The 23,347-nt window shown below is 47.8% G+C and carries 21 protein-coding genes; all 21 read right to left on the minus strand.

Translation table 11 applies throughout. The features are described 5' to 3' along the window. Positions 1 to 618 precede the first annotated feature (618 nt). Positions 619 to 1,566 (minus strand): thioredoxin-disulfide reductase, encoded by a 948-nt coding sequence (trxB, locus tag EKM92_RS09555; protein ID WP_125710225.1) that lies wholly within the window; start codon positions 1,564 to 1,566, stop codon positions 619 to 621. Positions 1,567 to 1,632: 66 nt separating this feature from the next. Next, positions 1,633 to 2,664 (minus strand): NAD(P)H-dependent glycerol-3-phosphate dehydrogenase, encoded by a 1,032-nt coding sequence (locus EKM92_RS09560; protein ID WP_125710227.1) that lies wholly within the window; start codon positions 2,662 to 2,664, stop codon positions 1,633 to 1,635. Between the two features lie 14 nt (positions 2,665 to 2,678). Continuing rightward, entirely contained in the window at positions 2,679 to 3,506 is an 828-nt protein-coding gene (gene lgt / locus EKM92_RS09565) for a prolipoprotein diacylglyceryl transferase (protein WP_125710229.1), read from the minus strand. A gap of 423 nt (positions 3,507 to 3,929) precedes the next feature. Continuing rightward, a complete protein-coding gene (gene hprK / locus EKM92_RS09570) occupies positions 3,930 to 4,865 on the minus strand; it encodes an HPr(Ser) kinase/phosphatase (protein ID WP_054718853.1) in 936 nt (311 codons plus the stop codon). A 130-nt stretch (positions 4,866 to 4,995) separates the two neighbouring features. Beyond that, positions 4,996 to 5,334 (minus strand): phage holin family protein, encoded by a 339-nt coding sequence (locus tag EKM92_RS09575; RefSeq protein WP_125710231.1) that lies wholly within the window; start codon positions 5,332 to 5,334, stop codon positions 4,996 to 4,998. Continuing rightward, positions 5,334 to 5,621: a hypothetical protein gene (locus EKM92_RS09580; protein ID WP_125710233.1), complete on the minus strand. Its 288-nt coding sequence runs from the start codon at positions 5,619 to 5,621 to the stop codon at positions 5,334 to 5,336. Before EKM92_RS09580 ends, EKM92_RS09575 begins: the two co-directional genes overlap by 1 nt. 20 nt (positions 5,622 to 5,641) lie before the next feature. Continuing rightward, the gene (gene liaX / locus EKM92_RS09585; protein WP_125710235.1) at positions 5,642 to 7,108 is read right to left on the minus strand and encodes a daptomycin-sensing surface protein LiaX; all 1,467 of its coding nucleotides are present in this window, start codon (positions 7,106 to 7,108) and stop codon (positions 5,642 to 5,644) included. Between the two features lie 676 nt (positions 7,109 to 7,784). Further along, the gene (gene phoU, locus EKM92_RS09590) at positions 7,785 to 8,480 is read right to left on the minus strand and encodes a phosphate signaling complex protein PhoU (RefSeq protein ID WP_125710237.1); all 696 of its coding nucleotides are present in this window, start codon (positions 8,478 to 8,480) and stop codon (positions 7,785 to 7,787) included. Between the two features lie 72 nt (positions 8,481 to 8,552). After that, positions 8,553 to 9,464, minus strand: coding sequence for a phosphate ABC transporter substrate-binding protein (locus EKM92_RS09595; protein ID WP_125710239.1), 912 nt, complete (start codon positions 9,462 to 9,464; stop codon positions 8,553 to 8,555). Between the two features lie 563 nt (positions 9,465 to 10,027). After that, positions 10,028 to 10,705, minus strand: a complete 678-nt coding sequence (gene phoU, locus EKM92_RS09600; protein WP_125710242.1) for a phosphate signaling complex protein PhoU — start codon at positions 10,703 to 10,705, stop codon at positions 10,028 to 10,030. 73 nt (positions 10,706 to 10,778) lie between these two features. Continuing rightward, complete coding sequence (gene pstB, locus EKM92_RS09605) at positions 10,779 to 11,540, minus strand: phosphate ABC transporter ATP-binding protein PstB (protein WP_125710244.1); 762 nt, start codon at positions 11,538 to 11,540, stop codon at positions 10,779 to 10,781. Positions 11,541 to 12,032: 492 nt separating this feature from the next. Next, on the minus strand, positions 12,033 to 12,842 hold the full coding sequence (pstB, locus tag EKM92_RS09610) for a phosphate ABC transporter ATP-binding protein PstB (RefSeq protein ID WP_125710246.1): 810 nt from the start codon (positions 12,840 to 12,842) through the stop codon (positions 12,033 to 12,035). A 7-nt stretch (positions 12,843 to 12,849) separates the two neighbouring features. Then, complete coding sequence (pstA, locus tag EKM92_RS09615; RefSeq protein WP_125710248.1) at positions 12,850 to 13,734, minus strand: phosphate ABC transporter permease PstA; 885 nt, start codon at positions 13,732 to 13,734, stop codon at positions 12,850 to 12,852. Further along, positions 13,734 to 14,654: a phosphate ABC transporter permease subunit PstC gene (gene pstC, locus EKM92_RS09620; protein WP_125710250.1), complete on the minus strand. Its 921-nt coding sequence runs from the start codon at positions 14,652 to 14,654 to the stop codon at positions 13,734 to 13,736. The genes pstA and pstC overlap by 1 nt, the downstream gene beginning before the upstream one ends. Before the next feature lie 9 nt (positions 14,655 to 14,663). Continuing rightward, positions 14,664 to 15,518, minus strand: a complete 855-nt coding sequence (locus EKM92_RS09625; RefSeq protein WP_125710252.1) for a phosphate ABC transporter substrate-binding protein PstS family protein — start codon at positions 15,516 to 15,518, stop codon at positions 14,664 to 14,666. Positions 15,519 to 15,942: 424 nt separating this feature from the next. Further along, a complete protein-coding gene (pnpS, locus tag EKM92_RS09630; RefSeq protein ID WP_125710254.1) occupies positions 15,943 to 17,586 on the minus strand; it encodes a two-component system histidine kinase PnpS in 1,644 nt (547 codons plus the stop codon). Next, a complete protein-coding gene (locus tag EKM92_RS09635; protein WP_125710256.1) occupies positions 17,579 to 18,298 on the minus strand; it encodes a response regulator transcription factor in 720 nt (239 codons plus the stop codon). The genes pnpS and EKM92_RS09635 overlap by 8 nt, the downstream gene beginning before the upstream one ends. Next, positions 18,295 to 19,407, minus strand: a complete 1,113-nt coding sequence (locus tag EKM92_RS09640) for a PDZ domain-containing protein (protein WP_125710257.1) — start codon at positions 19,405 to 19,407, stop codon at positions 18,295 to 18,297. Before EKM92_RS09640 ends, EKM92_RS09635 begins: the two co-directional genes overlap by 4 nt. 781 nt (positions 19,408 to 20,188) lie before the next feature. Further along, a complete protein-coding gene (gene ftsX / locus EKM92_RS09645) occupies positions 20,189 to 21,076 on the minus strand; it encodes a permease-like cell division protein FtsX (protein ID WP_125710259.1) in 888 nt (295 codons plus the stop codon). Next, entirely contained in the window at positions 21,066 to 21,752 is a 687-nt protein-coding gene (gene ftsE, locus EKM92_RS09650) for a cell division ATP-binding protein FtsE (protein WP_125710261.1), read from the minus strand. Before ftsE ends, ftsX begins: the two co-directional genes overlap by 11 nt. Before the next feature lie 318 nt (positions 21,753 to 22,070). Further along, a protein-coding gene (prfB, locus tag EKM92_RS09655) for a peptide chain release factor 2 (protein WP_125710263.1) occupies positions 22,071 to 23,187 on the minus strand; the annotation gives its coding sequence in 2 pieces (ribosomal slippage) (positions 22,071 to 23,114 and positions 23,116 to 23,187; 1,116 coding nt in all). Between the last annotated feature and the right edge of the window lie 160 nt (positions 23,188 to 23,347).

Below are 23,347 nucleotides of genomic sequence, written 5' to 3' on the forward strand. Positions count from 1 at the left end.
GATGATAACGAAAAAACTAGCCAAACCAAAAAGAGAAAGCTTGATACAGCAACTTTCTCTTGACTAGTGGTAGAAAAGCCCACGAAACAGTTTCCCATTTCGTGGGCTTCTGGCTTTAACGCCAACATTATCCAATTACGTCAGTGCAGTTACTAACAGTGTTACCAAGTGACGGCTCTGCGTAACTTTGGGGGATTGGCCCAAAACCACTTTAAGGACTACTCAACTCTGCATTGCCTTTCGTCCACAGGCGCCACCTGCATCCCATGTCACCATGGGGAAATCGATCCGGTGTGATCTAACTGAACCCGACTGGGCCCTTAGGTGCCGGCACTTTTGAAGCTAGAGATCCAACGGCCTAAGCCGCTGCGGATCAGTCTCACTCAGTTTGCGAGGAACTGCCCCTCGTTGCGAAGTACTACTGACGACCTGCGCTAAGCCGCCCCTTCCTCCTTGAATTCGCCATTATCATATCACGTGTGATCACCCGTGACAAGACTAAAGGCTATAAACGTTTTTCATAATAATCGTGCATGATACATTACTTGGCGATTCGCATTGCTTCATCGCCTTTTTAGACAAAAATAGTCGAGACCATATGATCTCGACTACTTTCAATTAAGCTTGCACTTTTAAGTCAGCGTCTTGCAACGTTTGAATATAATCAAACACACTTTGACCGGCTTGGCCGCCGTCACCAACCGCAGTGGTGATTTGACGGAGCTTCTTGGCCCGGACATCCCCGATGGCAAAGATGCCAGGAACGCGAGTGGCCATGGTTTCATCAGTTGGGATCCAGCCGTTTTCATCTAAGATGTCAACGTCTTTGAAAGAATCCGTCAATGGCATGATGCCGACATAGATGAACACACCAGAAGCTGGGATCACGTGAGATTCGCCGGTCACCTTATCGGTGTAACGCACGCCGGTGACTTTGTTGTCATCGCCGAGGATCTCTTCCGTGTTGGCATTCCACACGAAGCTGATCTTGTCATTGGCAAACGCACGGTCTTGCAAAATCTTTTGCGCACGTAAGGAATCGCGACGATGCACGATCGTTACATGGCTGGCCAACCCTGCCAAGTAAGTGCCTTCTTCAATGGCAGAATCGCCGCCGCCGATGACAACGACTTCACGATTCTTGAAAAAGGCGCCATCACATACGGCACAGTACGATACACCGCGGCCAGAGAATTCTTCTTCGCCAGGGATCCCCAGCTTGCGGTGTTCAGCGCCGGTGGCAATGATCACTGCTTTGGCGGTGTATGTGCCGTCGTCGGTTTCAACAATTTTGGTGTCGCCATCAGTTTTTAAGCTGGTGACATTGCCATAAGCGTATTCGGCACCGAATTGAGTGGCGCCATCATACATTTGTTGCCCGAGGTCTGGGCCTAACACCGACTTGAAGCCGGGGTAGTTTTCGATGGCGGCGGTGTTGTTCATTTGACCGCCATAGATCCCGCGATCTAACATCAACACACTTAAATTGGCACGTGATGCGTAAAGGCCTGCCGTCATCCCACCAGGGCCGGCACCGATCACGATCACATCATAAGATTTCGCCATAATGTCTTACCTCCGCTTTCTTTTCGTAAGCTAATTGTAACGCACGCAATTGATTAAATCAACTACTTACTTTTCAATATGAAAATCAAATTCTGGCTTGCCGGCACGCTTCATCAAATCAGCAATCACTTCTTTGATCGGCGCGTCTTCATACAATACCTGATAAATCGCAGAAGAAATCGGCATTTCCACGCCTAAGTCACCGGCTAATTCATGGACCACTTTGGCAGTGGAGTAACCTTCAACCACCATGCCCATGTTATCGAGCACTTCTTGAACCGTTTGGCCTTGGCCTAAGCCGTTACCGGCGCGCCAGTTACGTGAATGCACTGAAGTACAAGTGACGATCAAGTCGCCAACCCCAGATAACCCGATGAACGTCATCGGATCAGCGCCAAGCTTGACCCCTAACCGCGTGATTTCCGCTAAGCCGCGGGTCATCAACGCCGCTTTGGTGTTGTCGCCGTAACCTAAGCCGTGCAAGGCACCAGCACCGATAGCGATAACGTTTTTCAACGCCGCACCGAGTTCCACGCCGATGACATCTTGGTTAGTGTACAAACGGAAATAGTCATTCATGAATAACTTTTGAATCGCAGTGGCTGCCGCTAAGCTTTTAGAAGCTGCGGCTAACGTCGTGATGTCTTTGGCGGCCACGTCTTCTGCATGACTTGGGCCAGAGATCACGACGATGCCGGAGTGCAAGCTGTCAGGCAAGACGCTTTCCAACACTTGAGAAACTCGTTCTTTGGTCCCGCGTTCCAAACCTTTGGCGGCATGGGCGATGATCGGTTTTGAACCACTGGCCTCAAGTAATGGTTTCACTTGTTCGGCGACAGAACGTACCGCGTTAGTTGGCACCACGAATAAGATCACATCCGCATTGTCGACTGCTTCTTTCAAGTCTGCAGTCGCATGCAACGCTTCGTGGAACTTGAAGTCGCCTAAATAATGGGCGTTGGTGTGTTGGTCATTGATTTCTGGAATTTGCTTTGGATCATGGGTCCACAATGCAACGTCATGACCATTTTCCACCAACAAGTTTGCTAAAACGGAGCCCCAAGAACCGGCACCGAGTACTGCAATTTTTTTAACCAAGAATCTATTTCTCCTTATTGATTGACCTTTGCTAACGGGTCACCATCTAAATACCACGCGATATCTTGTCGACGGCGATAGATCCACAAGCCCAGCGCCACCACGAATAACACAATGGACAACGCTTGGGAGATCCGCAACCCTGGGATCAAATATAAACTGTCGGTGCGCATGCCTTCGACGAAGAAGCGCCCGAACGCATACCACATCACGTAACTCAAGAAGATCTCGCCTTGCTTGAACCACCCTTTGTGATGACGAATGCTCATGATCAAAATGAATCCGACGAGATTCCACATCGATTCATATAAAAAAGTCGGTTGCCGATAAGCGCCTGAGATATTCATTTGTTGAATGATGAATTCAGGCAAGTGTAACCCGCGCAAGTAAGTGAGCGTGGTTTTCGCACCGAAAGCCTCTTGATTCATGAAGTTGCCCCAACGACCGATGGCTTGGGCGATCATCACAGTGGGTGCCGCAATATCGAGCACGAGCCAAGCAGGCAACCACTTCACGCGACAATAAACCAAAAAGACGATCACTGAAGCAATCAACGCCCCATAAATCGCGATGCCACCATGCCAAATGGCGATGATCTCGCTCGGGTGTTGCGAGTAATAAGGCCACTCAAAGGCGACATAGTAAGTCCGCGCGCCGATCAACGCAAACGGTAGCGCCCATAACACCAAATTTAAAATGTGATCATCAGAGATCCCGCGACGAACAGCTTCTTTCATCGCTAACCAAACAGCTAACAAGACCCCGCAGGCGATGATCACGCCATACCAGTGGATCTCAAGGCCGCCGAGTTGTAATGCGATCGGATTTAACGCAGCAAACATTGGCAAACTCCTCTTATTCACGAATTGAATTGTGCTTTTATAGTCTATCACACCTAAGCGCATTTGCCGACAGTCCTAAGGCTGATGACACATTGCCATAGGTAAAAGGTCAGTATCTGGGCTGAGAAAAAGGCGTCACTCCGGTGAACTGGACCAGTTGCCGTGCGGCCGACTGCAGAAATCGGCAAAAACCGCCGATGTTCTTTCGTCTAAATTTTGAACCGAAGAGGATCACTTCGTTTCAAAATTTGCCGGTGAAATCTGCGCATGCCGCCAAAAAGCGGCGTCATACTTGATTTCACTGCCACAGGCAATGGTCCAGTTCACCTCCGCGACGCCTTTTTCTTTCCGGACATAATCCTTCAACTCGCGATCACAAATAAAAGAGAACATCACCGCATATGGTCATGTTCTCGGAATTGCTTATTCTTCTGAGTTCGATTGAATCAAACTGTTCAAGTTCGCTTCAAAAGTCTTCGTCGCATCATAGCCCATGGACTTCGCACGGAAGTTCATCGCCGCCACTTCAATGATGGAAGCCAAGTTACGCCCAACTTTAACTGGGATGGAGATCTTTGGTACGGCGACGTCAAAGATCTGTTGTGATTGTTCGCCGGAACCTAAGCGATCAAATTGCTTATCTGGCGACCATGCTTCCAAATGCACGATCAAATCGATACTAGTGCGTTCACGTACGGCACCGACCCCAAACAAGTTCATCACATCCACGATCCCTAACCCACGAATTTCAAGCAAGTGAGATAAGATCTTCGGTGCTTCCCCAACGATGGTTTGTTCATCTTGTTGATAAACATCGACGCGATCATCCGCAATCAAACGGTGGCCACGTTGAATCAATTCAAGCGCCGTTTCGGATTTCCCGACACCAGAGTCCCCAGTGATCAAGACCCCTAAGCCGTAAATATCAGTCAACACGCCATGCATACTGCGACGTTCCGCTAAGCGACCATCGAGGTAATCAGTGATCAAACTTGATAAACGCGTGGTCGGCAACTTCGACGTCAACACTGGGATATGAGCAGCTTGAGCAGCGGTGACCATTTCTTTTAATGGCGCCATGCCGCGCGATACGATAAATGCAGGCGTGTCGTCAGCACACATCCGCTTGAGGATAGTGAGGCGTTCTTCGCTGGACATGTTGCCTGCGAAGGCATTTTCTGTGCGGCCAAAAAGCTGTAGCCGTTCATGGGGATAATAATTGAAGTACCCGGTCAACTCAAGGCCTGGCCGTGAAATATCACTGACCACGACTTTGCGATCTTTAAGGTCTTCTTCTCCGCTAAAAACGTCTAACTTTGTGTCTGCGACTAACTGTGCGACGGTTACGCTATCTGCCATCGGCTCCACCTGTCCTTCCATAGTTACTTTAATTCTATCATCTAACTGCCGATCTGAACAGGGTTTGCTGGTAACCGGTTTCAGATTGTCACTTACAAAAAAGCCCAACCGCAAGCGGTCAGGCTTTAAATTAATACTCGTGATTGTCAAACAAAGTGTTCACGATACTGATGACGATCGCCAATAACATCATCGCCCCAAAGCCTGAGAAGCTGATTCCTGCGACGAACACGGTCATCAACTTCAACATGAAGCCGTTGATCACCAGGAAGAACAGTCCAAAGGTCAACAGTGTCAGTGGAAAGGAGAAGAACTTGATCACCGGCTTCACCAACCCGTTCAACACGCCGAGCACCAAGGCCCCGATCAACGCAGTGCCCCAGCTTGCGATAAACAACTGCGTCGGGAAGAACTGCGCGTAGACGATAAACACAACTGTCGTCAGTAATACTTTACGAAAGAAACTCACTAGAAATCGCTCCAATCATCATCATGGTGGGATGTTTGCTTTTCTTCATGAACGTTTTGAGCGTTTTTGCGTTCATGTAAGCCGTCTTGCCAATCGGTGCGCTGGTGGCGTTGACGATGGTAGTGATAGTGGTTGTGGTGATCTGAGCGACCAACGAGCCACCAAATCAACAACCCGATCACGATCGGCCAAAACAAAATGTGCAACAACCCGAACACCAGCCCGATGACGCAAAGCATCACGACTCCGATGATAATTAAGAAAATGGGAATCAACAAGAAAGGCATAGGCGTTCTCCTTACAAAATTTAGGCGTTATCCGTATCTTTTAATTGGATGTTGCCGCTAGTGGTGGTGATTTCAACATGACCAACACCAGTCCCTGGGCGATCCAACGTTAAATGTTTGGTGTTAGGTCCAGTATCTTGGTTGGACAAGCGACTCTTGACCAAACCAAAACGTGTTTTGACATCACCAGACAAAGCAACACTTTGCGGTGCAGCAAGTTTAACATTACCGTTGACCGAGCTTGCCGTCAACTCTTCGAAATCATGATCTAAGGTCAACCGCACGGTACCGTTGACGGTTTGCAAGTTTGCTTTCTTTGGTGTGGTGTGCAACTTGATGTCACCATTGACCGTTTCAAACATCAAATCGTGAATGTCGCCACCGTTGACTTTCAACGAGCCGTTAACGCCTTGTGTTTCCAGCATCGTGGCAGTTAAGTTGGCGAAGCTCAAGTCGCCGTTCGCGTTTTTGACGTAGAAGTCTTTGCCTTGGAGATCTTGCATTTGCACGCCACCGTTGAGTAAGCGAACATTGACGTGATCATAAGTGCGACGTGGCAATGAGATGATCAAGTCGGCTTGAACGCGACGATTTGGCACTTGGAAAACGAAGTGATCATCGTTGACATCGATGTGGCTGCGATCTAGGAACGAATCCAGCGGGGTGGCGCCATCCATTTTACCAAATAACTTAATGGTGGCATCGACTTGAATATCGTCTTGATCCCAAGGGCGCAAGGTCACATCCCCATTGGCCACTTTCAAGTCTAAGACAGACGCTTTGGTGTCTGGGTAAGTGAAGGTGTGGTTGAACTTCTCAGTCGCCAACCCTGGCACTTTAACCGTGACATCTTTCCAATCGACGTTGTCTAAGACGTTGTTCATGGTTTTCTTAAACAAGTTAGAGAATTGGTTGCCAGCAGATTCCATGGTTTTGCCTAAGTCATTCAAGGCATCCTTTGCTTGATCTTGCCAGTCATCTGGTAAGACTTTGTCGGTAAAATGCTGCTTAGTCAACGCCCGTTTTTGACGGTTGAGGTCAGCCAGTTGGTTTTTATAGGTATCAATTTGAGCAGCGAGTGCTTCGCGTTGGGCTTTGAGCTCGTTGTTTTCTTGCTTTAAGTCGCCGCGTTCTTGATATTTGTCTTCCGTTAAAGTGTCCAAGTCTTCCATCGTGTCTAAGACGATGATCTGCTCATTGTTTGCAGAGATCTTGGCGGCAATAGATTTGTCTTGAGCCGTCGCAGCATCTAAAGAACCGGCGACTTCAGCGATTTGCGTATTTAAGGCTGATAATTCAGCTTCATTAGGATTTTCAGTGGGTTGTTCAGTTTGCGATGTTTGGTCGTCAGCAGGCTTTTGGGTATCTGCTTGGCGAGTATCCACCACGGTTTTGGCTTTGTCGAGATTTTCTAATAAGACCAAAGCTTCTTGGCTGGTGATCACGCCTTGCTTGACCAAATCAAGGATCCGTTCACGTTCATTCATGAGATTTACCTCCAGATAATCAACTACGATTGTGCAGGCGCAACAGTTGGCTTGCTTGTGTAACTATAGTATGCCTGCTTCGGGAATTGATTGCATAGGTCCTAAGGTTGATTTTGCGCTAAGTCAATTGACCACCATTGATTTGGCTTGGAGTCTGAGTCCACTGGTGAAAAATTGAGGGCTACGATGATTTGGCATCACTGCGGTGAATTAGACAAGTTGCCGTGCGGCCGATTTCAGAAATCGGCAAAGTACGCCGATGTTCTTACATCTAGATTTTGAGCCAAAGAAAAACACTTTGTCTCAAAATCTGCCGGTAAAATCTGCGCGAACCGCCACAAACCGGCGTTTCACTTGATTTTACTACCACAGGCCATTGTCCAATTCACCTCCGTTTTACCAAATCGTCTTCACCTACAGCTTTTCTGTTTTAAGCACAGGTATCCACGGCGACGTCATCGGAAATTGACGGCTACCTCATCGTTTAGAAGTCCCACGCACAAAAATAGACCAACGATTGCATACGGCGTCGAGCGCCACAATCGTTGATCCACTTTTATCGTAAGCCGCCGCCGGTAAAAATCAAGTCCGTTTGCGCCAACGGTTGATTTTTAATTCTGCCGTCCCAGCCATCGCCCAATAAGTCACCAAAGCGACGAGCAATAATGCGGCAATTTTAATCAGTAGTTGCATCTGCACTCCCCTCCGCTTGCCGACGATCTTGCTTCCCGAGATTTAATTCCACAATTTTCCCGGTGTGATTGTAAACGATCCATTCGGCAATATTCACCACATGATCGCCGATGCGTTCCAACAACCGTGAAACAAATAAGTAACTGGCGATCAGATCCGCGTCAACATCGACGTTTTGCGTAGTGAGTTTGCGTACCGTGACAAAATCACGATCCACGTCTAAGTCACGTTTGGCAACTTGTTTGGCAAGGTCCACATCGGTTTTCACATAAGCCGTCAAGATCTGTTCCAACATCATTCGCACCGTGGTACTCATGCGCGTTAACACTGAATCGATATCGGCAATGCGATCGCGACTCGCAGCTTTCGTTTCCCGCGCGATCCCCACGGCGTGATCGCCGATCCGTTCCAGATCAGTCGAACTTTTCAAAATGCTCATCACAATGCGAAAATCTGAGGCGACCGGTTGTTGTAAGGCAAGGGTTTGAATGATCAGCTTTTCGAGGTGCAACTCATCATTGTTAATGGTGACATCGCGGTCGATCACCTTTTGGGCGGCATCGAGATCGACTTTCAAAAATGCTTTCGTCGCTAAATCGATTTGTTCAGAAACGTTCAGTCCCATATCTTCAAATAAATGATTCAACCGATGCAAATCACGATTTAAAATTTCTGGCATGTTGGCCTCCTTTCAAAAAAACCAGCATTCACCGGCAAGTTCGTCGGCAAATGCTGGTGAGATCAGCTCAAATTACTTGTTGGATACCTTGTTGTTGGCGTCTTTTTGAACTTTCATGTCGTGAATGGAGATGTAACCTAACTTCGTCACTAAGCTCTTTTGCACGGCATCAGAGTCGATGTACTTCAAGAACGCTGCCGCACCAGCATCGGCTTTGCCTTTGGTGTACATATGTTCATATGACCAGATCTTCCAGTCGTTGGTGGCAACATTTTCAGGAGTTGGCTTCACGTTGTCGACAGATAAAGGTTGGACATCGTCTTTGATGTAAGAGAACGCTAAGTAAGAAATCGCACCTGGCGTCGTGGCCACGATTTTTTGAACCGCACCGTTGGAATCTTGTTCTTGGCTGGTCATGGCTGACTTGCCTTCAAGCACTGCTGCTTCAAACGTGGCGCGAGTACCGGAACCTTGGGCGCGGTTAACGACAGTGATCGCTTTGTCAGCACCACCGACAGCTTTCCAGTTTTTCACTTTCCCAGTGAAAATGTCGCGCAATTGGCTCATCGATAAGTTCTTCACGCCAGCGTCTTTGTTGGTAACTGGTGCCATGCCGACCACGGCGACTTGATGATCTTCAAGCTTTGAGGCGTCAACGCCTTTGCCTTGTTCAGCGAAAATGTCAGAGTTCCCGATCGTCACTGCCCCTTGAACCACTTGGCTCAAGCCAGTACCGGAACCGCCACCTTGCACTGTGATTTTTGCTTCTGGGTGATCTTGTTGATAAGCAGAGGCTGCTTGTTCAACTAAAGGTTGTAAGGCCGTGGAGCCGACTGCCACCACTTTTGCTGATTTTGGCGCGCTAGTCGTTGACTTCGAAGCGGCGTCGGCGCCTTTAGCGCTGGAGCTACCGCCGCAGCCTGCCAGTATAGTGGCAAAAGTTGTAAAAGTCAGTGCAAACGTGATCAGTGCGGATTTCTTCATGTTGTTCTTCCTTTCGTCTTGTCATCCTTAGAACATCTTTGATTCTAAGGCGCAGACGTAAAAATCGGCGCTATTTTCAGTAAAAGTGTTGTGCGACTTCCGTAAACTTTCATTGCAAATGTAAAAAAAACAACGATATTAGCTACCATATATAAGGACATTGATATTCCTCCGGCACGAAAAGTTATGGGTTCCAGCGCCTTGGCGCCACTACGGAAAACTGGACCATTGCCAGTGCGGCCGGCTGCAGCTCTCGAACAAAAAACGTTCGAGGAGCTTTCGCCTAGATTTTGAACCAAAGAAAATCACTTTGTTTCAAAATCTGCCGGTGAGATCTGCGCGAACCGCCACAAACCGGCGTTTCACTTGATCTCACTGTCACTGGCAATGGTCCAGTTTTCCTTGTTCTGCCAAGACGATTTCACCCACAACTTTTCTCCATTTTCCTTCAGGCCAGCAACATACATCTACTGTAAATAAGTGGCAGTGATCTGAAACAGTGACCCTCACGATACAAAAAAGTGGCTAAGACTAAAATTCGTCTTGGCCACTTTCACTTTTCATTAAAACCCGTCTTCAGAAGCATTGGAATTCAATTCCAACAACTTGCCAGTGCTTAAATATAAGATCCATTCACAAATGTTGGTGACGTAATCGCCGATCCGTTCCAAATAGCTGGATACCAACATATAATCCATGGCGCCAACAATAGTTTCAGAATCTTCGCGCATCCGTTCGATACATTCTTCATAGATCCGCTTGGAGAAGTCATTGATGCCGTGATCTTCAGTCGCGATTTGACGCGCGCGCACAGAATCTTCTTTGACATAAGCGTCTAAGACTTCTGCCACCATGCCTTTGACTGCGTGGGCCATTTGGGCGATTTCCGCTTCGATTTCAGGCACGCGGGTCTCACCTTTCACGCGGATCGTGGATTTAGCAATCGATACCGCGTGATCGCCCATGCGTTCCAAATCAGAACTGGCTTTCATCACGGTGACGATCATCCGCAAGTCAGTGGTCACTGGTTGTTGTAATGCGATCATTTCAAAGCTGCGTTTTTCCAGATCGACCTCACGTTTATTAATATGTTGATCGTCTGCGATCACTTCACGGGCCAGCGCTTTGTCATGATTGACGAACGCCGAAACTGACTTGTAAATCGCCTCGTTGACCATCATCCCCATTTCGGAGAAACGAACATGTAAGTCGTTGAGTTCGTCTTCAAATAGTCGCCGCATGCTGAAACCTCCTTGAATTCATTTTTATATACACAAATGCGTGCCTCGAAAATTCGAGCCACGCTTGTCATCATTAGCCGAAGCGGCCGGAAATATAATCTGATGTTTCTTGTTCATGAGGGTTTAAGAAGATCTTCTTGGTGTCATCAAATTCCACCAAGCGCCCTTGCAAGAAAAAGGCAGTTTTATCCGAGATCCGCGAAGCCTGATGCATGTTATGCGTTACTAGTATTATGGTATATTGTTCGCGCAATTCCAACAACATATTTTCAATTTGGGTACTTGAGATCGGATCCAGTGCTGACGTCGGTTCATCCATCAAGATCACATCAGGTTGCACCGCTAAAACGCGACCGATCACCACTCGCTGTTGTTGCCCACCAGACAACGATAACGCCGACACATGCAGCTTGTCTTTAACTTCATCCCAAATTGCCGCTTGCTTCAAGCTGGTTTCTACTGCTTCATCAAGCACGGCGCGATCTTTGATCCCTTGCAGGCGCAAGCCATAAACCACATTATCATAAATGCTGAATGGAAAAGGATTTGGTTGTTGGAACACCATGCCGACACGTTTGCGCAGTTGGACCACATCCATTTGCGGTGAGTAAATATCGTCACCTTGCAGGCGCATGTCACCTTCGATCTTTACGCCAGGGATCAAGTCGTTCATGCGATTCAAGCATCGCAAGTAAGTGGACTTCCCACAACCAGAAGGCCCGATCAAGGCGGTGATCTCATTTTGATTGAAGTCTAAGTTGATGCCATGCAAGGCCTCAAAGTCGCCATACCATAATTTCACATCGGCACTGGTGATCACTTTATCTTTAGCCATAGGTTCTCCTTACGTTGTTTGCTTGTTTCAATTTTCTTAGTTAGACCGCCCGACAAGTTAAGGGCTCCAGGTGAATCGACTCCAGCTGGACGAGCATGGCGACCGAAGTAGAGCAGTCCGCGAGCTAAAAGCTAACTCGCAAAACCCGCGAGTGGATCTTTTAGCTCGCGCCGTTGTAAGTGGTAAACCACTAACAACGGTTCGACGGCTGATGCTCGTCCAGCCTCCGCCGATTCGCCTTCCACCCATAACTTGTCGACTGCTCACATCACAATCATGCAATGTCAGCGAGTCAGCAGTCATTTGAAATCGGGGTGGAAGCTGACCGTTGGGACGTGGTGAGAATCCTGTTAGCGGGTTTCGCTTACAGGATTCCGCAGTGAAAGCTCCCGCTGGTGGTGAGCGTAGCGAAACATCCAGACTAGCTTGCTCGAGGACCCTCTCCACGTCCCGACGAGTCCGCTGGAGCCCCGATTTCAAATGCGCATCTTGTTACCCGAAGTGCCCTGAAACATAATCGTCAGTGGCTTTGATCTTTGGTCGCGTGAAGATCTTCCGTGTTTCATCAAATTCAATGGCTTGGCCAGAATAGAAGAACGCGGTGTAATCACTGATCCGCGCTGCTTGTTGCATGTTGTGAGTCACAATGATGATGGTGTATTTATCTTTGAGCTGCATCATCGTATCTTCGATGGTCGACGTGGAAATCGGATCCAACGCCGATGCAGGTTCATCCATCAACAACACATCAGGCTTCATCGCAATGGCACGCGCAATACATAACCGTTGTTGTTGGCCACCAGATAACGCCAAGCCACTTTGATTAAGGTTGTCTTTGACTTGATCCCAAAGTGCTGCTTGCTTAAGGCTAGTTTCCACCATTTCGTCGAGGACTTCTTTGCGTTTTTCACCGAAGCGTTTCGGCGCGAAAGTGATGTTATCATAAATCGACTTGGCAAAAGGATTAGGTCGCTGGAACACCATGCCGATGTGTTTGCGCATTTCATACACATCGATGTTGTTGGAGTTGATATCCAACCCGCGGTACATGATCTCCCCAGTCACGCGACTGCCTTCAATATTATCATTCATGCGATTTAATGACCGCAAAAACGTCGACTTCCCAGAACCAGACGCGCCAATCAATGCGGTGATCTTGTAACGTTCAAAAGGCAATGACACCCCGTGAACGGCTTCGTTATCCCCATAAAAGACTTTCACATCATTGGTAGTGATGGCAAATTCATGTTTAGCGGGATCGAGATCTTTAATATAGCGATCGTCTAATGAATAGTTTTGCATTTTTCTCCTATCCTGCGGTCATCCGCTTGTACAGGCGATTGCCACCCCAGCGTGCTAACACGTTGAACGCAAGCACCGCGATGATCAAGACGGCAGATGCCCCAGCAGAAACTGCCGCAGCATCTGGTTGAATACCTTCAGAGTTGATTTTCCAAATATGCACCGCCAAAGTTTCCGCTGGTCGGAAAGGATTCAACGGACTGGCGATATCTAACGGATTCCAATCGGCGAAGTTCAATGCCGGTGCGGATTGGCCGGCAGTGTAGATCAACGCTGCAGCTTCCCCAAACACACGCCCGGCACCTAAAATCATCCCGGTTAAGATCCCTGGTAACGCTTCTGGGATCACCACATGAATCACAGTTTCCCACCGCGATAAACCAAGGGCCAAGCCGGCTTCGCGTTGGGCAAAGCCGACTTGTCGCAAGGAATCTTCAACGTTCCGCGTCAACAGCGGCAAATTGAACATCGTCAACGCCAACGCCCCAGACAATATAGAAAACCCGAAGCCAAACTGTAACACGAAGACTAAGAACCCGAACAACCCGACCACAACTGATGGTAACGAACTCAGAATTTCGATTGCAGTGCGGATCACATCAGTCAACCAGTTGTCGCGCGCATATTCTGCCAAGTAGATCCCAGCACCTAACGCCAACGGCACAGAAATCACCATTGAAAGCAGCAACAAGTAAAACGAGTTAAACAATTGGATCCCGATCCCGCCGCCTGCTTCAAAACTTTTAGCAGGACTGGTTAAGAAATGCCACGACACATGCGGCAACCCTTGAAACAAAATATACCCGAGCAATCCTGCTAACAAAAGGACGATGATGCCAGCAACGGCGTAAAGCACACCGGTCATAAATTTATCGATCGATTTTGCAGACATTACTTCATCTCCCCTTTCTTCCCGATCCAGCGAATCAATAAGTTAAAGGCTAACGACATTAACAACAGGAGCAGTGCTAACGACCACAAAGCATTGTTATCAAGCGAACCCATCACGGTGTTCCCGATACCTGACGTCAACACAGAAGTCAACGTAGACGCTGGGCTGATCAAGTCTTTTGGCAATAATGCCGCATTCCCAATGACCATTTGCACAGCAAGTGCTTCACCAAAGGCCCGCGCCATCCCAAACACGACCCCAGTTAAGATCCCAGGCATCGCTGCACGCAATACCACGCGAGAAATGGTTTGCCACCGGGTACCGCCTAACGCAAGGCTGGCTTCACGATAATGCCGCGGCACTGACTTCAATGCATCGACAGTCATACTCGTCACCGTTGGTAAAATCATGACAAACAACACGAAAGTCCCAGCTAAGATCCCAAAGCCAGTGCCACCAAACACCGTCCGAATGATCGGGACGATCACTGATAACCCGATGAACCCGTAAACCACTGAAGGAATGCCGACTAACAATTCGATGACTGGTTGTAAGATCTTTTTCCCCAAGTTCGGTGAGATCTCAGTCATGAAAATCGCTGCGCCGACTGCAAAAGGGGTGGCCACCACTGCAGATAAGAAGGTGACGCCGAAACTCCCGACGATCATTGGCAAAGCGCCAACTTGGGGATTGCCATGAGCATCTTTAACAGCAGGTTCCCAAGTGCTTTTAGATAAGAAGTCCCATAAATTGATTTTATTGGTGAAGAAAGTCGCCAAACCACGGCTAGCGACAAAGAAGAAAATCGCCAGCACCACGGCGACGATCAAACTGATACAAGCTAAGCTGATCAAATGCCCGCGCGCTTCGATTTTAGCAGAGCGGGACTTGTGCGTCATTGCGTCTTTGATCGGATCCATGAGCGCCTCCTAGTTATGCACGACGTTGCCGGCGTGGTCGCGTTGTACTTTCATTGCCGTGACTGGAATATATCCCATTTTTGCCACTAATTTGGTTTGCATCTTTGGGGATTGGATGTAAGCTAAGAATTTCTTGGTTAAGCCAGTCGGTTGACCTTTGGTATACATATGTTCATATGACCAAATCGGCCAAGCGTTGGTGGTGACATGTTGATCTGTTGGTGTCACCCCATCAAGCGATGGTGCCATCACCGTGTTATCCACATACGAAAAGGCAACATAAGACACTGCCCCTGGGGTGCTGGCAACGATCGACCGTACCATCCCAGTGGAATCTTGTTCTTGCGCCGCCATTGGTTGACGACCATTCATCACCCAACGTTCAAACGTCGCGCGGGTCCCAGAACCTTGCGCGCGGTTAACAACCACGACAGGTAAGTTCTTGCCGCCGACTTGTTTCCAGTTGGTGATCTCCCCGGTAAACAATTGTCGCAGTTGCGTGACCGTTAAGTTCTTCACGCCGACTTTTTTGTTGACGATCGGGGTGATCCCCACCACCGCCACGCGATGATCGACGAGCTTTTTGGCTTGGATGCCAGATTTTTCTTCTGCGAAAAGGTCTGAGTTCCCGATTTGCACGGCGCCTTGTTGGATCTGGCTTAAGCCAGTACCGGAGCCGCCACCTTGCACATTGATAAATACGCCGAGGTTGTCGGATTGATATTGTTCTGCAGCTGCTTCAACTAGCGGCTGCAGTGCTGATGACCCCACTGCAGTGATGGATTCGCCACTGGAGCTTTGGGCTCCGCATGCCGCTAAAAGCGTTAAGCTGATCAAGGCGAGTAAGCCTAGCAATTTTTTCACGTCGTGCCTCCGTCTTTGTTCTCGTCTTTCAGTGTAACAAGCTTGTGTAAATCTTACTTACGGCGGGTGTAAAAATGTGGTAAATGTATTTTACTTTACGGTTTTAGGGGAAGGATTTTGAATTTGGGCCTCTAGCTGGCTCATCGCAACATAGTGAGGGTCCTCGGCCGAGCTAACTTTGAATATTCGCTTTGCTCCTATTCAAAGTGGATCTCGACCTGCGGCTTTCCGTAGGCGGTAAACCGCCAACGGAAATCTCACTATGTCACGATGGACAGCTTCCGGCCCAAATTCAAAACCTTTCCGGCTATCGATCGACGTTAACGACTTCGCATCACAAAACAGCGACCACGAGAATAGGTGATGTGTATCTCGTTAATTACTATTATATAGTAGAAACACGTTCAACAGCAATTTTGAAGCGTTAACGCGGTAGTGTCACCGTGAAGGTCGTGCCTACGCCAACTTGTGAATGAATGGCGACATCACCACCGAGTTGTTGCAACATTTCTGCGACGATCGCAAGGCCTAAGCCAGTCCCACCATTGTGACGAGAGCGGGCTTTATCAACGCGATAGAACCGCTCGAAGATCCGTTGTTGGTCAGTATCTGCGATCCCGATGCCAGTATCTTGGAACGTCAACGTTAATTGGTTCGGTTGCGTTGTCGCAGTGACATCAACACTACCATGATCGCGATTATAAAATACCGCATTATTTAATAAATTACGGATGACTTGTGACAACTTCACATCATCGCTTTGAATCGTTAAATCATCTGGAATATGGATCGAGACATCTAATTGCTTTTCTTTGATCGGCTTGGCCAAACTCTTCACGGCTTGATCCATCAACTGATTGAGATCGACTGCCGAATGTTTAGCTGGCGCATCAGATGGTCGACTCAAGGTCAAAATATCAGTGATCAAACTGGTCAAACGGGTACTTTCATCGTGAATAATATTCAGAAATTGATCCAAAGTTGCCGGATCGTCTTTAGCCCCAGCTAACAACGTTTCCGCAAAACCAGAAATCGCAGTCACTGGCGTCTTCAATTCATGGGAGACGTTGCCGACAAAGTCCAGTTGCATTTGTTCGACTTGCCGCAAGTACGTGACATCATATAAAATCACCAACACTTGTTCCCGATCAGCTTGTGCTTTTAAGGCGATGACATTGGCATCAACAGACATTTGGGTGGTCAACATCGTCATTTCTTTATGATGAGACTTTTGATTGCGGAAAGTGTGCTCGATCATTCGCGCTAAGCGATAAGTTTTGACATCATCTAAATAATTATGGACGTTGGGTGCGATCGGGTGCCCGACAAACCGCGCCATTGCTTGGTTAGCCAGCAACACATTGCGATCGGCATCAATCAACATCACCCCTTGAGGTAAATGGTCGATCAACCGATCAAAACTGGCTTGCCGAAGGACGACTTTGGTACGTAAGTGATCGACCGCTTGTTCCAAGTGATTGATCTCCGCCCCCATCGCCATAAACGGTGATCCTGGCGTTAAAATGATCGGATTAACGCTACCTTCTTGACGAATATGGGCAATATTTTGGGTCATGGTATCGATATGCCCTTGCCAATAACGCTGGCGTTTGACTTGCCAGCCGATCAATACTATCATGAGCGCCCAGTAACCGATGGTAAACACCCATAAATCAGAAGGTGACGTGTTGGCTAAACTTGCTTTTTTCTGCCACACCCCGACAAAATGATTATGTTGGCCTTCAAAAATAAATAGTTGTTCAGTTTGACCGTTGAACGTCACCACTTGCGGTGTGTGATCAACGATAGTGCGTTTTTGATCGATCAAATCTTGCATCAGTTTTTGACGCTTTGATTCAGGTTTGCCAACTAATGGTGTGATCGCCACATCTTCAGCTTCAGCAACAGCTTGCGTTTTCTTCCCTGTGGCTAAGTATGTTTGATACACCGCTTTGAGATGAGTGGTTTGTTGGTGAAACAACAGTTGATCACTACCAGCGATAATGACGAAAAAGCCTGCTATGGCCAGCAGGCTTGAGGTGAGTAATTGGCGGGTCGCTCTATTCATTTGGGACCTCCATTTGATAACCGAAACCACGCACTGTTTTAATGTAATCAGGGTGCTTTGGATCAGCTTCGATTTTATCGCGTAAATGTGAGACTTGAATATCGACCATCCGCGTTTCTGCAGGGTATTCAAAGCCCCATACCCCATTTAACAAGGCATCGCGAGACAAGATTTTCCCGACGCGCTTGGCGAAAAAGGCTAACAGTTCGAATTCTTTCGGCGTTAACGTCAACTTCTCACCATCTTTAGTCGCACGATAATTCTCAGGATCGATGCGCAAGCCGCCGACGACGATCAATTCTTGTTCGGCTTTAGCACCATGGCCTGCAGGTTGTGCGGTCGTATCTTTGGTGACGCGACGTTCGATCGCTTTGATCCGCGCCACGATTTCTCGCGGTGAAAATGGCTTGGTCACATAATCATCAGCACCGAGTTCTAAGCCGACGATTTTATCGGTTTCAGAATCTTTGGCCGTTAAGATCATGATCGGTGTGGTGATGCTGGCGCCGCGGATCTTTTTGGTGACTTCCAAGCCATCAAGCCCTGGCAACATCAAATCTAAAATAATAAAGTCGAAGTGTTCTTGCAACGCTAAGGTCAACGCTGAGTCCCCATCGCCTGCTGTGGTCACATCAAAATGTTCTTTTTCGAGATTATATTGTAACAAGGTCACGATAGCCGGTTCATCATCCACAACCAGGATCTTTTTCATGCTTGCTCCTCCGCAAAAGTGATCATGCCCAACTCGTGTGGGGCCCCTTCGTAAATCGCTGTTTCACATAACTTGATCGCACCATCTAATCGCATTACCTTCAAGCGGCAATATGTTGGGTGCGCTTGGATCGCCGCGTATAATTCGGCGTCATTATGGACTGCCATTTGGTTACATAATAACACCACGTCACCGGCTTCTAAGCCCATTTTTGCCGCTGGGGTTTCCGGTTGGATCGCCACTAATCGCACACCAGTCATGGTTTGTGAGACATAGTTGATCCCACGCATATTGGCGTAGTGATTGGCGACGCCGACTGCGATCCCGACAATCACGGCGATTCCTAACCAAATCACCGCATATCTCGGCAAGGCCCATGCCCCAGCAGTTAGTGCTAAGGCTAGCAAGCCAGCAATGAGATATTGCCAGATCCATAATTTAATGGCAGTTTTCGGTAATTGCTTTTTCGTTCGCAACGCAACGCCTAATATTACTGGCAACCCGATCAAAGCAAAATGTAAATTCCCGATCGTCAACGCTGGCCACCAAGGCAACTGTGCAAAGGTCGTCCCTGATATTGGTAAAACTAACGGCAACCAATAAAATTGTCGATGCGCATAAATCGCAATTTTCGCACCGCGGGGACCTTGTTTGATCGTCGGCACATCGATCGGCGGATCAAAGATTTTCAGTAGTCCTGCTTCTGCTAGCCATAACAACCCGACTAACAGCAACAATCGCCATGTCCAAGCTTCAGGCATTCCCACTGCAAAGCGGGTCTGCGGCAAGTAAATCGCTAGCAGTCCAGCAATCGGCAACCACCAAGGGCCAAAGCCGATGCCTGATAGCAATAACATCACCAAAGACAAAGCACTGAGCATCATGAGCACTGCCGGTGATAACAACACCCCGCCTAAGACACTCAACGCTGAAATGATGATAGCCACAGCAACGCCGCCGATCACCCCCGCCCACAACCCAGTGGCGTGGCGATCGATCGCCGTTAAAAAGACTTTACGTTCATGTCGCAAGCGCAGCCAGTGCCAAAATACTGCGACGAGAAAGCCCACCCAAGTAATCGGGCCTAACAAGGTCAAAAACAATCGCACGCGGTTCACCTTCCTATTCGCCTTTAGTATATCATGTAACAGCGATAAGCCGAACGATACATGACTGACACATCAAAATGCAAACGGATACATTGTCATTTTCGGCGTAAAAGTTCTGTAAATCTAAAAAATAAATTTGTTGCCTGACTAAAAAGGGACCGAGACATCAATACATCTTGGCACTTCTGATGCAAATGGTGTCCGGCAGCGTCAGCGTTTCATGCCGCCACCAGGCAACAGTGAGCTAGCTCCGTTGCGGAACTAAAATCATCTCTCGTGGCCGGCCGGTTGCAGAGATCGGCAAAAAGCGCCGATGCTCCTTCACCTAAATTTCAGTTCCTCCACTCCGCTAGCCCACTGTCACCTGATGGCTACAAAACACGTGATGTCGACGTTAATATCATGTTTAGTCTTGTGAATGACGTCGTAACGTCAACGTATTTGATTTGTAAGCCGGCCATATCAACGTAGAAAATCTGTGGGCGGAGATCAAAAGCGTGGAGGCGGGCTAGTCATCAGCCGTGGGGCTCTTAGCGATTTATCGCTTAGAGCCCCACGAGAAGGAGATCCATTTTGCGGTTATGAGCGTAGCGATTGCAAAATTAGCTCCGACGAGCGTCATAGCGTTCCATGACTAGCCCGCCGGAACGCTTTTGATCGGAGCCCACAGATTTTCGTGCCGGAGGCATATTGGTATAGTTTGCTGAATCACTATCGATATCGGACATTACCATCAAAAAAAGGTTGAGACGAATGATGTCTCAACCTCAACGAAAAACTTTTAGATTTTAAGGAAGCGGCGCATGGAAACAACGGAACCTAAAGCACCAATGATGATCCCGATCGCAGCCAAAGCGACGTCCAGCCAGAATAAGAATGGCATCGTCGGGAATAAGGAATAGCCGTTAGCGGCAGTAGTCAACCCAGCGTTGGCGTATACCAATCCGTAGCCGATATCAACGACTAACATTGGGATCAACGAACCGAGCAACCCGGTCCATGCCCCTTCTAACAAGAATGGCCAGCGAATGTAGCTGTTGGTGGCCCCAACTAAACGCATGACCCCAATTTCATCAGCACGAGATAAAATCGTGATCCGGATAGTGTTAGAGATCAAGAACACGGCCACAAACAACAGTAAAATGGTAAACCCGATGCCCCAACGTTGAATCGTATCAACAGTCTTGAATAACTTTTTGGCAGTGGAGCCACCATAAGAAGCTTCAGAGACATGCTTCAGCTTTTGTGCTTGCTTGGCCACTTTGATGGTAGCTTTTGGATCTTTGGTATCCACTAAGAACACGTTGTTCAACGGGTTCTTATCACCAGAGAACATCTTCCATTGCGAGCCGTAGCTCCCAACAATGGTATCCAATTCAGTTTTAGCAGAGCGATACTTCACGGTTTTGACGTTAGGTAAAGCTTTGATCTGCTTTTCTAATTTGGTTTCTTCCGCCTTTTTGGTACCGCGGTCAACGTAAACCCGCACGCGGACATCGTTTTCCACTTGGGTCGAAATGCGAGACACATTCATCAACAACGCCATGAAGATACCGACTAACAACAAGGTGACCGTCACTGCGGAAACCGCAGCCACTGACATCCAACCATTACGCCGCAAGGACTTCCAGGAGTCTTTGAGGTGTCGCTTGAATACATTAGGCTTCACTATCGTAACTCCCTTCCTTTTCATCACGGACTAAGCGCCCGCCAGCAATTTCCAAGACACGGTGAGTATGTTCATCAACCATTTGTTGGTTATGCGTCGCCATGATGATCGTCGTTCCATTATCATGGACCCGTTCCAAAATGCTCATAATGCCTTCAGCAGTTTCAGGATCCAAGTTACCAGTTGGTTCATCGGCGATCACCACTTTAGGTTTGTTGACAATAGCGCGAGCGATGGAAACCCGTTGTTGTTCCCCACCAGATAATTCAGAAGGGAAACGACGGAGCTTTTGTTCCAAACCAACTAACTTCAACACTTCTAACACCCGAGGACGAATGTCTTTGTCAGGGGTTTCGATGACTTGCATCGCATAGGCGACATTTTCATAAACTGTCAATCGTGGCAACAATTTGAAATCTTGAAACACGATGCCGATCAAGCGCCGCATATATGGCACTTCAGAAGGCTTCATGGTTTTGAAATCATAATTGTTGATCACGATGTCCCCTTCACTAGGGGTCAGTTCATGATAAAGCATTTTAATAAACGTTGACTTACCAGCACCACTAGGGCCGATCACATAGACGAATTCGCCTGGATCGACTTCGAGGTTCAAATCTTTCATCGCGACGACGCCGTTGTCATACTTCATCATCACGTTTTTCATCTGAATCATGTCACGATTCTCCTTAATCACTTTTTTCACTGCGACCAGTATAACAGGCGTATACAACAACAGCATTGCATTGACGTTACAAAAGCGTTTGTCACACAAGCGTCATGTGACCGTTACATGCCAGTGCATTGAAATTGGGACTCCAGTTGGCTCATCGCTGCATAGTGAGTGTCCTCACGATGCAGCGACGAGCCAGCTTCCGGCCCAATTTCAATGCGCTTGCGCGATCAGTAACACAGCACTCTTGCTGTTATCCGAACCATTAACGACGTTGCATGTTGTGTTCTTCATCAAGCTCACATCGACATGCAAATTCAATTAATCAGGGTTTTCAGTAGATAACTGCCATTGTAAATAAGCATAGATGAATGGGTTCAAGTCCCCATCCATGACCGCTTGCCCATTACCAGTTTCGTAATTGGAACGGTGATCTTTGACCATGGTGTAAGGGTGGAAGACATATGAGCGAATTTGAGAACCAAAGGCCACTTCCATTTGAGTACCTTTGATGGCGGCAGCTTCTTTGGCTTTGATCTCTTGTTCACGTTGATAAAGTTTAGCTTTCAACATCCCCATCGCTGTGTCTTTGTTTTGAAACTGTGACCGTTGCGCTTGACTGGATACCACGATCCCGGTTGGAATATGGATCAAACGCACCGCAGAACTGGTTTTGTTGATATGCTGACCACCAGCACCACTGGAACGGAAGACTTCCATTTTGATGTCTTCTGGACGAATGTCGATTTCAATGGAGTTATCAAGTTCAGGCATCACATCAACACTAGCGAAACTAGTATGCCGACGACCTGCGGAATCAAATGGTGAGATCCGCACTAAGCGATGCACACCTTTTTCACCGCGCAACATGCCGTATGCGTTGTTGCCGTTGATCAACAAGGTGACTGACTTCAAGCCGGCTTCATCACCTGCTAAGTAGTCAGCAACTTCAACGCTAAAGCCATTTTGATCGGCCCAACGTTGATACATCCGCAACAACATTGCCCCCCAGTCTTGGGCTTCGGTACCACCAGCACCAGGATGAATTTCTAAAATGGCATTGTTGGCGTCATATTGACCATTCAACAACAACGCCATTTCATAGTTGTTCATTTTCTCTTCAAGATCATGAATGCCTGATTCAAGTTCTTGTTGCATGTCGTCATCAGGTTCTTCTTGTAACAATTCCAACGACACGTCGAGATCATCGAGTTGATCGGACAACGCGTAGAAATTGTCATGTTTCGTTTTGAGGATGTTGTTAGCATCGATCACTTTTTGGGCAGATTCGCGATCATTCCAAAAATCTGGCTCTGCCATGCGGCCTTCATTTTCTGAAATGCGTTCGTTCAAGGCATCGAGGTCAAAGAGACCCCCTGAATTGATTTATTTTGGTGCGTAATTGCGCAAGGGTATTGCGCGCTTCTGCGATTTCCATACAGAATTTCTCCTTAATAACATAATTTAAATCACGATAACTTTGGGTTTAGACAACCGGTTATTTCACCGAGATGCTCCCGGAGCAGCTATGTCGGAACCCGTAAGTGCTAGCAACTGAGCAAAACTGGACCATGGCCCGTGGCAGTGAGATCAAATGA

This window comes from Lacticaseibacillus porcinae (genome assembly GCF_003946305.1).
In the GTDB taxonomy this organism is placed as follows: Bacteria; Bacillota; Bacilli; order Lactobacillales; family Lactobacillaceae; genus Lacticaseibacillus; species Lacticaseibacillus porcinae.